The 13707-nt window shown below is 74.6% G+C and carries 15 protein-coding genes; 8 read left to right on the forward strand and 7 right to left on the reverse strand.

From position 1 onward, the window contains the following. Nucleotides 1–16: 16 nt before the first annotated feature. Genes ACGFRF_RS25950 through ACGFRF_RS25960 form a run of 3 tightly spaced genes read right to left on the reverse strand, consistent with a single transcriptional unit; the run spans nt 17 to nt 2635 of the window. Nucleotides 17–811, reverse strand: coding sequence for a polysaccharide deacetylase family protein (locus ACGFRF_RS25950; protein WP_393743783.1), 795 nt, complete (start codon nt 809–811; stop codon nt 17–19). Between the two features lie 42 nt (nt 812–853). Then, nucleotides 854–1780, reverse strand: coding sequence for a DMT family transporter (locus ACGFRF_RS25955; RefSeq protein ID WP_393743785.1), 927 nt, complete (start codon nt 1778–1780; stop codon nt 854–856). Nucleotides 1781–1786: 6 nt separating this feature from the next. After that, nucleotides 1787–2635 (reverse strand): SDR family NAD(P)-dependent oxidoreductase, encoded by an 849-nt coding sequence (locus ACGFRF_RS25960; protein ID WP_393743787.1) that lies wholly within the window; start codon nt 2633–2635, stop codon nt 1787–1789. Between the two features lie 521 nt (nt 2636–3156). Here ACGFRF_RS25960 and ACGFRF_RS25965 point away from each other — a divergent pair. From ACGFRF_RS25965 to ACGFRF_RS25985, 5 genes are all read left to right on the forward strand, one after another. Further along, entirely contained in the window at nt 3157–4662 is a 1506-nt protein-coding gene (locus ACGFRF_RS25965; protein ID WP_393743789.1) for an MFS transporter, read from the forward strand. Between the two features lie 186 nt (nt 4663–4848). Beyond that, nucleotides 4849–5016, forward strand: a complete 168-nt coding sequence (locus ACGFRF_RS25970; protein WP_393743791.1) for a hypothetical protein — start codon at nt 4849–4851, stop codon at nt 5014–5016. A 354-nt stretch (nt 5017–5370) separates the two neighbouring features. After that, nucleotides 5371–6384, forward strand: a complete 1014-nt coding sequence (locus ACGFRF_RS25975; RefSeq protein WP_393743793.1) for an iron-containing redox enzyme family protein — start codon at nt 5371–5373, stop codon at nt 6382–6384. Further along, nucleotides 6385–7059, forward strand: a complete 675-nt coding sequence (locus tag ACGFRF_RS25980) for a HemK2/MTQ2 family protein methyltransferase (protein ID WP_393743795.1) — start codon at nt 6385–6387, stop codon at nt 7057–7059. It begins immediately after the preceding gene. 22 nt (nt 7060–7081) lie between these two features. Continuing rightward, nucleotides 7082–7240, forward strand: coding sequence for a CDGSH iron-sulfur domain-containing protein (locus ACGFRF_RS25985; protein WP_393744267.1), 159 nt, complete (start codon nt 7082–7084; stop codon nt 7238–7240). Nucleotides 7241–7448: 208 nt separating this feature from the next. Here the strand turns inward: ACGFRF_RS25985 and ACGFRF_RS25990 are convergent, their stop codons facing one another. After that, a complete protein-coding gene (locus ACGFRF_RS25990; RefSeq protein WP_393743797.1) occupies nt 7449–7883 on the reverse strand; it encodes a protease inhibitor in 435 nt (144 codons plus the stop codon). Between the two features lie 381 nt (nt 7884–8264). On the opposite strand from ACGFRF_RS25990, the gene ACGFRF_RS25995 reads away from it, so the two are divergent. Beyond that, entirely contained in the window at nt 8265–9434 is a 1170-nt protein-coding gene (locus ACGFRF_RS25995) for a lactate 2-monooxygenase (RefSeq protein WP_393743799.1), read from the forward strand. Nucleotides 9435–9483: 49 nt separating this feature from the next. On the opposite strand, the gene ACGFRF_RS26000 is transcribed toward ACGFRF_RS25995, so the two are convergent. The 3 genes from ACGFRF_RS26000 to ACGFRF_RS26010 form a co-directional block, all read right to left on the reverse strand. Further along, nucleotides 9484–11166, reverse strand: coding sequence for an RICIN domain-containing protein (locus ACGFRF_RS26000; RefSeq protein ID WP_393743801.1), 1683 nt, complete (start codon nt 11164–11166; stop codon nt 9484–9486). A gap of 487 nt (nt 11167–11653) precedes the next feature. Then, entirely contained in the window at nt 11654–12031 is a 378-nt protein-coding gene (locus ACGFRF_RS26005) for a hypothetical protein (protein WP_030739759.1), read from the reverse strand. Between the two features lie 3 nt (nt 12032–12034). Further along, a complete protein-coding gene (locus ACGFRF_RS26010; RefSeq protein WP_393743803.1) occupies nt 12035–12274 on the reverse strand; it encodes a hypothetical protein in 240 nt (79 codons plus the stop codon). Between the two features lie 174 nt (nt 12275–12448). On the opposite strand from ACGFRF_RS26010, the gene ACGFRF_RS26015 reads away from it, so the two are divergent. After that, nucleotides 12449–12958 carry a methylated-DNA--[protein]-cysteine S-methyltransferase gene (locus tag ACGFRF_RS26015; protein WP_393743805.1) on the forward strand — a complete coding sequence of 170 codons (510 nt, stop codon included), beginning with the start codon at nt 12449–12451 and terminating at the stop codon, nt 12956–12958. Between the two features lie 20 nt (nt 12959–12978). Then, nucleotides 12979–13701 carry a 2OG-Fe(II) oxygenase gene (locus ACGFRF_RS26020; RefSeq protein ID WP_393743807.1) on the forward strand — a complete coding sequence of 241 codons (723 nt, stop codon included), beginning with the start codon at nt 12979–12981 and terminating at the stop codon, nt 13699–13701. Nucleotides 13702–13707 lie beyond the last annotated feature (6 nt).

Raw genomic sequence — 13707 nt, forward strand, 5'->3', positions numbered from 1 at the left:
TCCCCGGTCGGGGATCTCATCGGGGCCCTCCGTCGTCCGCCGGGGCCGGTGTCCGGGCCGAGGTCCGGGCCGGTGCGGGTGCCGGGCCGTGTTCGCGGAGCGGGCCGACCGTCAGGCCCGCGTCCCGGCAGCCTTCGACGAGGGCGGGCAGCGCGCCCAGCGCGGCGTGCCAGCAGCCGGGGGCCGAGTACCGGTCCGAGTCGTGCAGCAGGACCGTGCCGCCGCCGCGCAGGTCCGCCGCGACCCGTGCCCGTACGGAGGCCGGGGTGGCGTCGGCCGTCCAGTCCTTGCCCCACGCGGACCACAGCACCGTCCGCAGTCCGGCCCGCCGCGCGGCCGACCAGCGTCCCGCGGTGAGGATGCCGTAGGGAGGGCGGTACCACCGCGGACGGCGGCCCGTGAGGTCGTGCACCGCGCGGACGGTGCGCGCGACCTCCTCGGCGTCGCGGCCGAACGCCGGGCGCCAGGGGCGGTCGTGGGTCCAGCCGTGTACGGCGAGTTCGTGGCCGCGCTCCGCCGTCTCCCGGGCCAGGGCGGGGTGGCGCACCACGTGCTCGCCGAGCACGAAGAAGGTCGCCCGTACGCCGAGCCCGTCCAGTGCGTCGAGGAAACGCGGCGTCGACTCCGGGTCGGGTCCGTCGTCGAAGGTCAGTGCCACGTGCTCGCGGGGGCCGGTGCCGGACAGTCCGGGGAAGAGCGGGAGCCGTACGGCCGGGAGCCAGGTGGCCGCCGGGCCGATGTGCGCCATGGCGATGCCGGCCGGCAGCAGGACGGCCGCCGTCCGCCACGAGCGGCCGGACACGAGGGTCATGGGTGAGCTACCTCCTTGGTGCGGAAGGGAGAGGACGCCCGGTCAGTGCCCGCGGGGCGCCGGCTGCCGTTCCCCGCCCCGGTCGGGCGGGCGGCCCGGCACGGACGAGTCCCAGTCCCCCCGGAGGGACGGAGCATGGGCCAGGCCGATGCTGCCCGCGCCGATCAGGGCGACGCCGATCGCCTCCGGTATCAGGCTCAGCCCGAGACGGATCGTCTCGGCGAACAGGACCCAGCCGAGTACGACGCTGGTGAGCGCGTCGCCGAGAGTGAGGGCGGGTTGCGAGGCCGTGAGCGATCCGGCGCCGAGCGCGCCCTGCAGCAGCAGGAAGGCGACGAGCCCGGCACCGCCGGTGGCGTACAGCGCCCAGTGCGCGAACATCGCCCCGGGTCCGTCTCCGAGCTGTCCCACGGCCTCTTTGAGCAGTGCCGCGGTCGTGGCGAAGGCCACGGCGGAGGCGAGGCCCAGCAGTGCGGCCCTGGGCGCGCCCCTGGTCGGGCGGGCGGTCGCCACGAGCAGGACGACGGCGGCCAGCGCCCCGCCGCCGCCCAGCAGCCAGCTCCGGGGCGGTGCGGACGGCCGGCCGGCGGACGGCTCGGCCGCCAGGAGGAAGACGGACAGCCCGACGGCGAGGGCGACGAACGCCAGCCAGGTCCGGCGGTCCGGGCGGCGCCGGAAGACCACACTGCCCACGGCCAGGGTGAACAGCAGCTCGGCGGCGAGCAGGGGCTGCACGAGGGACAGGCTGCCCACCGCCAGCGCTCCCGCCTGCAGCAGGCTGGACAGCGCCAGCAGCCCGGCGCCCGCCAGCCAGTACGGGCGCCGCAGCAGATGCGCGAGCCGGCGCACGGCGGATCCCGCCCCGGTGCCCTCGTCCGGCTCCTGCACGGCGGCCCGGCGCTGCAGCACCGAGGCGCCCGCGTTGGACAGGGCCGCGAGCAGGGCGAGCAGCACCGTGACGGCGAGCACGGCCGCTCACCCGAAGCGGGCGGCGAGCCGCCGGTAGAGTCCGGGCGCGGCGCCCCGTACCCGGGCGGGCAGGCGCAGCCACCCGGGGACGTACACCTCGTCCTTGTCGTGCTGGACGGCGGCCCATACGGCTTCCGCCACGCGCTCGGCGGGCACCGGCCGCGGCCACGACCGCGCGTAGGGGGTGCCCCGCCGGTCGAAGAAGGGGGTGTCGACCACGCCGGGGATCACATGGCTGACGCCGACGCCGGTGCCGCGCAGCTCGTACCGCAGGGCGTCGGCGAAGGTGGCCAGGGCCGCCTTGGCCGCGGAGTAGACGGCCTCGCCGCGCACGCCCACGCAGCCGGCGAAGGATCCGATGAGCACGATGCGCCCGGATCCGGCCGCGACCATGGGGGGCAGCAGGGTGCGCACCAGGCGCAGGGTGGCCAGCAGGTCGACGCCGACGACCTCGTCGATGCGGGCCGGGGGCATGGTGGCGAAGTCTCCGGCCCAGCCCACGCCCGCGTCCGCCACCAGCAGGTCCAGCCGTCCGAGGTGGGCCAGGGCGAGGTCGGTGAGCCGGCGGTCGGCGCCGGGCCGGGTCAGGTCCGCGGGCAGGGCCACCGCACCGGCCTGGGCGGCCACTTGCTCCAGACGGGTGATGTCGCGTCCGTTGACCGCCAGTCGCCAGCCCTCCTCGGCGGCCAGTCGGCGGGCCACGGCCGCGCCGATGCCGGAGGAGGCACCCGTCACCAGGGCGGTGCCGCCGAGTCGGGTTCGGTTCTCGGCCGGCCTCGGGGCGGTGTCCGCCTCGGGGGCCGGGAACGGCCCGATGCGGTTCGACGGTCCTGCGGGGGACGGGGCGTGGGACATGGTGACGACCTCACTGCGACGGTGTGCACGGGTTCGCGGACTCCGGGGGCCGAACCCTCGCGGTGTATCCAGGGCGCCACAGACTGAAACACCGCGCACGGCGGAGCGGCCCGCGGGCGTGCGGCGGGTGGGTCCCGAGTCGCCGGGTGTGGCTTCCGCGGCGACCATGGGAGTGGTACGGCGCCGGGACTCGTGGGAGAGCGGGGCGGCGCCGCCCGGCGGAGAGGCGCATGACGCCCGCCGGGGTGCTGATGGCCGACGGGGCCCGGTCGGTCCCACGCCGCGCTCGGACCGCGTCGGCGGGGACGTTGGGCCCGGCTCCCTGTGCGCGGCCCTGGCCAGGGTGTTCGCGAGTCGTTCCGCCGGGGAACCGGCACCGGGGACACAGCGAAACGTTGCCGTTTCGATGGCGGTGCTCTAGGCTCCAGGTGTACGAAACGGTTTCGTTTACGGCACTGCGTCCGCGCGCCCTTTTCGCGCGCCTCTCCGCACCCGGACGACTTTCCCTGGAGTGGTTCTCCATGCCCCAGAAGACCCTGGCCGAAGGCTCCCGAGAGGGAGCGGCGGTGGCAGGACAGGCCGAGGCCTCGCCCAAGCGGTGGTGGATCCTCGCGGTCATCGCCATCGCCCAGCTGATGGTGGTCCTCGACGCCACGATCGTGAACATCGCCCTGCCGTCCGCCCAGACCGACCTGGGGTTCTCCGACGGCAACCGGCAGTGGATCGTCACCGCCTACGCACTGGCCTTCGCGTCCCTGCTGCTGCTCGGCGGCCGGATAGCCGACCTGTTCGGCCGCAAGCCGGCCTTCCTCGTCGGCGTCGTGGGCTTCGCCGCCGCCTCCGCGCTGGGCGGCGCGGCGAACGGCTTCACCATGCTGGTCGTCGCCCGCGCCCTGCAGGGTGCCTTCGGCGCGCTCCTCGCACCCGCCGCGCTGTCCCTGCTCAACACCACCTTCACCGACGCCCGGGAGCGGGCGCGCGCGTTCAGCGTGTACGGCGCCATCGCCGGCGCGGGCGGTGCCGTCGGCCTGCTGCTCGGCGGGGTGCTGACCGACGCGCTCGACTGGCGCTGGACCCTGTACGTGAACGTGGCCATCGCGGTCGTCGCCTTCGCCGGCGGCTGGATCCTGCTGGGCAACCACCGCGACGCGGCGAACGCCAAGCTCGACGTGCCGGGCACGGTCCTGGTCGCCGCTGGCCTGTTCTCCCTGGTCTACGGCTTCTCCAACGCCGAGACCCACGACTGGGACTCGCCGCTGACCTGGGGCTTCCTGATCGCGGGCGGTCTGCTGCTGGCGGCCTTCACCTGGTGGCAGACCCGGGCCGCGCATCCGCTGCTGCCGCTGCGCATCCTGCTCGACCGCGACCGGGCGGCCGCCTTCCTCGCGGTGCTGATCACCGGCGCGGGCATGTTCGGAGTGTTCCTCTTCCTCACCTACTACCTGCAGCTCAACCTCGGTTTCAGCCCCACGAAGACCGGTGTGGCCTTCCTGCCGATGGTCGCCGCGCTGATGGTGACCGCGCAGGCCGGCACCACGGTCCTGATCCCCCGCCTCGGCCCCAAGACGGTCATCCCGCTGGGCTTCGCCATCGCCACGGCCGGCATGGCCTGGCTGACCGGCATCGGCCTCGACTCCCACTACGGCAGCGCGGTGCTGCCGCAGCTGATCGTGATCGGCGTGGGCCTCGGTCTGGTCATGCCGCCGGCCATGCAGCTGGCCACGGGCGGGGTCGCGGCCGAGGACGCGGGCGTGGCGTCCGCGACCGTCAACGCCATGCAGCAGGTGGGCGGTTCGATCGGTACCGCCCTGCTGAACACGCTCGCCGCGAGCGCCGCCACCGACTACCTCGCCGGCCGGGACGCCACGAGCGGGCTGGTGCGGGCGCAGGCCACGATCGAGAGCTACACCACCGCCTTCTGGTGGTCCGCGGTCCTCTTCGCCGCGGGCGCGGTGATCGCCTTCCTCCTCCACCGGCGCGGGGTGCCGGAGCGGGACGCGAGCGCCGCACCGGTTGTCCACATGTGACAGTGGCCGGACCTCCGGGCCCGAGGGGCCGCCGTCAGCAGGGAGACGGCGACCCCTCGCCCTGTCGGGGGCCCGGTGCGCACGGCGACGGCGGCGACGCCCGGAGGCCTGCACCCGACGCTTGAGACGGCGCCGGCGGGTAACTCGTCGTGGATCAAGAGCACAAGGGTGAGGGAAGGAGACGCCATGCCCGGCGGGAACGACCACGAGGACCGGCCCGAGACGGCCCTGGAGGAGGTGCTCCGGGAGGTCGAGGAGGCCGAGAAGCGCGGCGAGGACAAGACCGGCTCGGGGAAGGCGGGAGACGCCATCACCCCGAACACCGGCGCCGAGGAGCAGGCGGACGGCGACTGAGGCGGCTGGCCGGGCGGTGCGCCCACGGGGTGCTCCGCCGGCGCCCGGGCCACCCCGTGCAGGTTCGCGGCCATCGGGACCGGGGCCGGGACCCAGGTGCCGGTAGGTCCATGCTCGCTGATCACGGTGGGCCCCGTCGTCGTTGCCGGTGACGACCACGCCCGCGACCCGGTCGTAGGCGACCGGGCGGCCCTCGTGGTCGGTCTCCGACAGCATCGCGTCCATCCGCTCCAGCACCCGCTGGGCCACGCAGGACGGGCGCCCCGGCCAGGCGGTCACCCTCCACGTCCACGGCCCGTACGACGCGCGCAATCGATCACTAGTGCTTTCATGCGGTCCGGGTACCCGAGCCCCATGAACCACCACCTGCGAGGACCCCAGCTGCCCCCGCCCCGGGGACCGCTCTCCGCCGCGGTCACCGCCTACCTGCGCGGCGCCGGCCCCCTCCCCCGCCCTGCGGACGCCGAGGGCGCGGACCCGTACGGCGACGACCTGCATCTCGCCCTGTACCTGTGCTACGAGCTGCACTACCGCGGCTTCGCCGGCGTCGGCCCGCAGCTCGAGTGGGACCCCGAGCTGCTGCGCGTCCGCGGTGCGCTGGAGCACCGCTTCCTGTCCGCGCTGCGCGCCGACACCCCGGTGCACCCGAGCCTCGACGACGCGCTCGGCGCCCTGCTGGTCGAACCGGTCGACGGCGCGGGGGTCACCCACTTCCTGCGCGACGAGGGCGAACTGTGGCACCTGCGCGAGTACGCGGCCCAGCGCTCCCTGTACCACCTGAAGGAGGCCGACCCGCACGCCTGGGTGCTGCCTCGGTTGTGGGGCCGGGCGAAGGCGGCGATGGCGGCGGTGGAGTACGACGAGTTCGGCGGCGGCCGGGCCGAGCGGGTCCACGCGCGCCTGTTCGCCGACCTGATGACGGACCTGGGCCTGGACACCGCGTACGGGCACTATCTGGACGCGGCCCGCGCCGAGATGCTGGCCGTCGTCAACCTGATGTCCCTCTTCGGGCTGCACCGCGAGCTGCGCGGCGCCCTGGTGGGTCATTTCGCCGAGGTGGAGATCACCTCCTCGCCGGGTTCGCGCCGGCTCGCCGAGGCGATGCGCCGCACCGGCGCGGGCCCGGCCGCGGAGTTCTTCTACGACGAGCACGTGGAGGCCGACGCGGTGCACGAGCAGGTCGTCCGCCACGAGGTGATCGCCGGACTGCTCGCCGAGGAACCGGAGTTGGCGGGGGACGTCGCCTTCGGGATCGACGCCACGGAGTACCTGGAGGACCGGCTGGCCCGGCGGCTGCTCGCCGACTGGCGTGCGGGCCGGTCGTCGCTGCGGGCACCCCTGGAGTCACACATGGCCCATACATCCTGAATGCCGGGGTACTCGCGGGCCGTGATCGCATTGGTGCTTCCGGGCGTGTACGCCCCTCAGGACGACACGGAACTGCTGGCCGAGGCCCTCCGTGAGGAGGCCCCGCCGCCCGGCGCGTGCGTACTGGACGTCGGCACCGGAAGCGGGGCGCTGGCGCTCGAGGCCGCCCGGCGGGGCGCCGAGGTGACCGCGGTGGACGTCTCCCGGCGGGCGGTGTGGACGGCCCGGCTGAACGCGTGGCTGACCCGGCTGCCGGTGCGTCTGCACCGGGGCAACCTCTTCGGCCCGGTCCGGGACCGCACCTACGACGTCATCCTGGCGAACCCGCCCTACGTGCCCGCGCCCGACGCCGGAGGCGGCCCGCGCGGCCGGTCCCGGGCGTGGGACGCGGGCCAGGACGGGCGGCTGCTGCTGGACCGCATCTGCCGGGACGCGCCCGCGCTGCTGCGGCCCGGAGGTGTGCTGCTGATCGTGCATTCCGCGCTCAGCGATCCCGACCGCACCCTGGAGCTGTTGCGTGCGGCGGACCTGAAGGCCACGGTGGTCCGGCGCCGCTGGATCGCCTTCGGTCCGGTGCTGCGGTCCCGGGAGGACTGGCTGCGCCGGCGCGGGCTGCTCGAGGCGTCCGACGACAGGGAAGAGCTGGTGGTCATCCGTGCCGAACGAGTCCGCTGACGACCGCACCCGCCGGATCACCATGACCCGGCGCGGGCCGCTTCTGGTGGAGGGGCCGGTGGAGATCGAACTGGAGGACGGCACCACGGTCTCCTCGGACCGTTTCCGTGTCGCTCTGTGCACATGCCGGCGCAGTCGCCGCTACCCGTGGTGTGACACGAGTCATCGGCGCAAGGCCTGAACACCGGTTGAAACCGGTGGTTTCTCGCCGCTCCCCGGGCGGCCCCCCACGGGCCGGCCCGGGGAGCGGCTGTGTGCCCGGGAGCCGGCGGGCGGCCCCACTCCGCCCGTCGGTCCCGGCACGGGATCGCAGGTTCCCCGCTCCAGGGGCCGCACTCCCCAGTTGCGGACCTGATCCGGTGTGCACGGAGACCGTGCGATCCCGGTCCTCAGAACGCGAAGACGCTGCCCGCGGCGGCGTCCTTCACGCAGGTGTTGCCGAAGGTGCGCTCGTAGGAGACGCGCTTGCCCTGCCAGACGCCCTGGACCGTGACGACCACAGGGTCGTAGAGCTTGGTGCACCACGCGTCGTCCTGGGCCATCAGGGCGTCGAAGTCGCCGTCGACGCCGCGCAGTTCGGCGCAGGCCCGGGCCGCGGCGGGGTGGGTGCCGGAGGCGGTGGGGGCGCAGGTGAGCGTGACGGCGCGCTCCGGAGCGGCCGCGGCCGCGTCGTTGCCGTGGCCGGTGGTGAGCACCAGCGCCGAGGGGGCGTAGAGCGACGACGGGGCGGCGCCCGGTGCAGCGACGGCGGCCCCGGTCAGGGGTCCACAGACGGCGGCGGCCGTGAGGCCGAAGGCCGCTGCCCAGCGCGCGGTGTTCCGCATTGTGTGCATCCTTCCGCTTGAACAGTCGAGGGTCGCCGGCTCCGGTCCGGTCGGGCGCCGGAGCGGCGAGCGCCACTCTGCCGAGTCCACGGGCGAAACTCACATCGAACCCACGGGTTTCAGTAACCTTTCGTGTTGAATCAGTGGCGCGAAGTCACGGAAATCGAACTCCGTGACGCTGGAACTGAGCGGTTCTCGCGTTCCCGCAGTGGCCCGATGGCTGAAAATCAGCGCTTCGTTAATCGTCCTGAAACATTCCGGTGATGACCGCCTCGCGCCCCTTCATGACTCCTTGTGTTCAACCCGCCGCCTGCTCGCCGCCTACCCGGCAGTATCGTCGGCGCCGCGACGCGACTGAGCGACGAGAGGCGGGAGGGACGGATGGCGAAGCACTGGGCGGACTTCCAGTACGAGATCTATCTGAACGGGATGACGGGTGCCGTGCCCCGGCTCCCGACCGACCTGACCCGGCTGGAGGAGCTTGCCGAACACCGGCTGGGTCCGGCCCCGGTGGGCTATGTGGCGGGCAGTGCGGGCGACGGCAGTACCGCCCGCGCCAACCGGCGGGCCCTCGCCCGGCGCCGGATCGTGCCGCGCATGCTGCGGGACGTGCGGGAACGGGACCTGTCGGCCGAGGTGCTCGGACGCCCCCTGCCGGCGCCGCTGGCCCTGGCACCCGTCGGGGTGCTGTCGATCATGCATCCGGACGCCGAGTGCGCCGCCGCCCGGGCCGCAGCCGCGCAGGGCGTGCCGTACATCCTGTCCTCGGCGTCCAGCACGCCGATGGAGCAGGTGGCGGAGGCGATGGGGGACGCCGAGCGGTGGTTCCAGCTGTACTGGGGCAAGGACCGCGAGGTGACCCGGAGTTTCCTCGGCCGGGCGCGGGCGGCCGGGTTCTCGGTGCTGGTCGTCACGCTGGACACTCCGCTGCTGTCGTGGCGGCCGCGCGATCTGGACCAGGCGTACCTGCCGTTCCTGCGCGGGGTGGGCACCGCGAACTACTTCACCGATCCGGCCTTCCAGGCGGGTCTCGCCAAGCCCGCTCACGAGGACCCGGACGCGGCGGTGCTGCACTTCCTCGGTCTGTTCGGGGACCCCAGCCACACCTGGCCGGACCTGGGCTTCCTGCGCGAGCACTGGGACGGGCCGATCGTCCTCAAGGGCGTCCTGCACCCCGACGACGCACGGCTCGCCGCGGACGCCGGCATGGACGGCGTGGTGGTCTCCAACCACGGCGGCCGGCAGGTGGCCGGTTCGGTCGCGGCGGCCGACGCGCTGCCCCGGGTCGCGGACGCGGTCGGCGACCGGCTGACGGTGCTGTTCGACAGCGGGGTGCGCACCGGTGACGACGTCTTCAAGGCCCTGGCCCTCGGCGCGCGGGCGGTGCTGCTGGGGCGGCCGTACGTCTACGGGCTGGGCCTCGACGGGCAGGCGGGCGTGGAGCATGTCATCCGGTGCCTGCTCGCGGAGCTGGACCTGACCCTCGCGCTCTGCGGGCACACCGGCCCGGGAACGGTCACGGCGGCCGACCTGGTCGAGGAACCCGCCTGAGCCCGCCGCGTCCGGGGCCGGACCGCCCGGCCCCGGACGCGGCGGCGTGTCACGTGTCCTTCCCGGCCGGTTCCGCCGGCTGCGCGGACGGCCGGTGCGTACCGGCGATCGACAGCGAACCGGGGCTCGCCGTGGGCGAGTCGGCCGGCCAGCGCTGACCGGCGGAGCGGTCGCGGACCTTGACCACGAGGTCGCCGCCGGGCTCAGCGCCGGCGGTGGCGAGGGCGAGGGTCCGGTCCCAGCGGGGCAGCAACTCGCCCTGCGCCGTGCGGTCGTAGCGCACGTCGTCGGCCCGCTTCGACGCGGCGCCGGCGCAGGTGCCGAGGATCACCACGCCGGCGTCGGCGTGCGAGTCCAGGCACAGACCCGAGTCGGCGGCGCTGCGCAGCAGCCCGTCGGCCTCGTACGTCCACTGCTGGGTGACCGCCGAGGAGCAGGCGGCGAGGACCGCGCTCGTACCGGCCCTGGGCCTGCCGTCGATGTCCAGGCACAGGTCGGCGGCGGCGTTGCGCAGCCGGGTGGGCCGGTCGGCGGCGGGCAGGCCCGCGGTGCCGGGCGCGGTGCCGGAGGCGGGCGGGTCCTGGGTGCCGGCGGCGGCGCCGGTGGAGGCGACCGGGTCGGTGCCGGATCCGCCCTCCGGCCACAGGCTGATCGCGACCACGGTCGCCAGCAGCCCGGCCGAGGCCACGCCGACTCCGAGGAGCAGCGCCCTGGAGGACCAGGCGCTGCCGGGTGCGCGGCGCGTCGGCAGGGGAATGCGGGCGAGCGGCCCGGGAGCCCCGGCGCCGCGCCATCGGGCGCCGGGCAGGGCGGCGCGGGTGAGCAGGCCGCGCCTGCCCCCGCCGCGCCTGCGTCCACCGGAGCGCCGGGAGCCGCCGCGGCCGCGGGCGGGGCTCGGTCGGCGGCCGGGCCGCGAGTCGAGGTAGCGGCGGGCACCCCAGCCGAGGACGGCTTCGGCGAGCAGCACACCCGAGGCGGCGTCGGCATGGCCGAGTTGTTCGGCCGCGTGCCGGCAGTAGGCGCAGGCGGCCAGGTGCTCCTGAACGTCGGGCAGGAGGGTGCCGCCGCGGCGTATCGGGACGTCGAGCAGACGGTTGTAGTAGCGGCAGTCCGTGCCGGGTGCGAGTTCCCGGTGGGCACGCACCAGGCCTTCCCGGAATTTCTCGCGAGCCTGTTCGAGTGCGGCCATGGCGCTCTCGGTGTCGACGCCGAGCAGTTCAGCAGGGGTGTTTATCGGTTCCGCCTCGACCTCGGTATGCCACAGCAGCGCCTGCTCCAGTCGGGGAAGGCCGTGGAACGAGCGGTCGGAGAGGGCGCGGTTTTCCGGTATCAGCGTCTTCGCGGCACGCATCCCGCGGCCCCCGGCGGGCTTTTTGAGTCCGGGCAGTACGGCGGTGATCCGGTCCGTGGCGGACCAGTTGACGACCGTGTCCCGGACGGCCACGAGCAGGCGGGGCCGAAGCGCCTCGGCGGGTTCGCCGAGGGCGAGCCGGCCGAGAACCCGGTGGAAGGCGGTGGCGGTGGCCATGTGGGCGAGGGGCCCGGGGGCGGCCAGGCAGATCACCGCGTAGTCCTGCGCCGGCTGCCAGTGTCGGGCCATCAGGAGGGCGGCGGACCGGGAGGCCTCCGCGTCGGAGCCGGCGCGCAGCGGGCCGGCGAGCGCCTCGTCGGATTCCCCCGGGTCTTGGCCGGACGGCGGATAGAGGGGACGAGGTGGGTGGGGGGTGGGCACTGAAAGGATTCCTTTGGTGCGTGATGCGTCGATGTCTATCTCGGACGCGCGCGGGGAGCGGGAATTCACCGGCACCCGGCCGGTCAGGTTCCGCAACTGCCGGAAGAAGCCCGGACTTTACCCCCCCGCACGGGCGTTTCAACCCTTGCACAACTTCCACACGAGCAACAAGACGCCCGGACGACATCGGCCGGTTTGAAAGAAAGTCAGAAATGGGCCCGGGCGCCTGGTCGGCTGCCGTGGCTTTCGGTTTTTCATGCGCCCCGTGTGAACCGAGCGCACGCACCGGCCGGTCACGCGCTCTCCCGTGGCGTGCGGGTCCGGTGGTGGACTGGGTTCCGGCCTCTCGGAAGGCCCCGCGCGGGACGGCGGCTCTCCTGCACGCGACCGGCCGCCGGCCCCGTTCCTCCCGCCCTCGGCCGGCGGCCCGGCGGCTTCCCCCGCGGCCGGGGAGCGCGTCCGCGCGGAACGGGCCGGCCGGGCGGGGTCAGATCTGCCAGGAGCGGAGCCGGTCGGCCGCGCCGTACACGTCGGTCTTGCCGGAGATCAGGTCGCGGGCGAGGTCGACGAGGGCGCCGTAGGGCGGGTCGATGCCGACGCCGCTGACGAACATGTAGGCCACGGCCGTCGCGCAGGCGAAGCGGGCGTTGGCCGCGGGCAGCGGCTTGAGGACGGCGAGCGTGTGCAGCAGGGCGGCGGCGCGCCAGGCGGGGTCGGAGTCCACGCCCAGCCGGGGCGGGTCGACGCGGTGCCGGGCGACGGCGGCGACCAGTGCGGAGAAGTCGTCCACGGCGGGCTGGTCGGGCAGGACCTCCTCGTGCCGCTGGAGCAGCCACGGGACGTCGATATGGATGACGGAGGGCATCGCTCAGGCGGCCTCGCCCCTGGCGGGGGGCTCGTCCTCGGGAAAGGCCTCCGCGAACTCCTCGGCGTGCGCGGAGAAGAAGCGCCGGAAGGCCTCCGCGCCCTCCTGCAGGGCGCGGTGCCGCGCTATGTCGGCGGCGGCCGCCTCACGTACGAGGGCCTTCATCGACGTACCCCGCTCCTTGGCGATCTGCCGCAGGTCCTCGAGTTCCCGTTCGCTGAACTCCACGTTGAGAGCTGGCATGCCCCTCACGGTACCGCGCGGGTACTCAAGCGTAAATAGCCGCAGGTCAGGAGGCATCAGCCACGGTACCTTCAGCGTCCGAGAGTCATGTCCGATTTCCGCCGGTCCCCCGGCCCGCCGCGCAGCAGACTCGACGGCACCGGGAAACAGCACGGACGTATCGAGGGAGCACCGATGACCACGCGCACCGTCCACACCGTCCACCCGAGCCCGCTGGGCGACCTGCTGATGACCGGCTCGGTCTCACCGGCCGGCCACACGCTCATGGCGCTGTCCCTGCCGGGGCGGTGCGGGGCGCCCGCCGTCCGTCCCAAGGACCGCGACGACCGGCCGTTCACCGAGGCCCACCGTCAGCTGGACGCCTACTTCGCGGGCCGCCTGACCCGCTTCGACCTGCCGCTCGCCGCGCCGGGCAGTCCGTTCCAGCAGACGGTGTGGCGGGCCCTGGACGAGATCCCGTACGGCACGACGGTCGCCTACGGCGAGCTGGCGGCCCGGCTCGGCGTGCCCCGGTCCGGGATCCGCGCGGTGGGCCGGGCCCTCGGCGCCAACCCGCTCCTGCTCGTCCGCCCCTGCCACCGGGTGATCGGGGCGGACGGCTCGATGCGCGGGTACGCGGGCGGCGTCGAGCGAAAGAGGTGGCTGCTCACGCACGAGGGTGCGCTGCAGCCGGCCCTGATCTGAGTCCCGCACGCGGAGTGACCATGACCCTCACCCCGGCCGAGGCCCGCCGCCGGGCCGCCCGTACCGACTGGTCCGCCCTCGCGGCCGAGCTGGACGAGCACGGCAGCGCGCCCACCGGCCCGCTGCTCACGCCCGCCGAGTGCGCCGACCTGGCCGCCCTCTACGACGAGCCGGAGCTGTTCCGGACGACGGTCGATCTGGCCCGGCACCGGTTCGGCTCCGGCGAGTACCGCTACTTCACCCACGACCTGCCCGCCCCGGTGGCCGCGCTGCGGGCCGCGCTCTATCCCCGTCTGCTGCCGGTCGCCCGGGACTGGGCGGCCCGCCTGGACCGGCCGGTCCGCTGGCCCGACTCCCTCGACGAGTGGCTGGAGCGGTGCCATGCCGGCGGCCAGGACCGGTCGGCGCAGATCCTGTTGCGCTACGGTCCGGGCGACTGGAACGCCCTGCACCGGGACGTGTTCGGCGAGCTGGTCTTCCCGCTCCAGGTGGTGATCGCCCTGGACGAGTACGGCACCGACTACACGGGCGGCGAGTTCCTGATGGTGGAGCAGCGGCCGCGCGCCCAGTCCCGGGGCACGGCGACCGCCCTGCGGCAGGGGCACGGCCTGGTGTTCACGACCCGGGACCGCCCCGTGCGCACCCGCCGCGGCTGGTCGGCCGGGGCGATGCGGCACGGGGTGAGCACCGTACGGTCCGGGCGGCGGCGGACCCTGGGGCTGGTGTTCCACGACGCCGCCTGACCGGGT

It is taken from the genome of Streptomyces sp. NPDC048521 (assembly GCF_043199855.1).
Classification (GTDB): Bacteria; Actinomycetota; Actinomycetes; order Streptomycetales; family Streptomycetaceae; genus Streptomyces.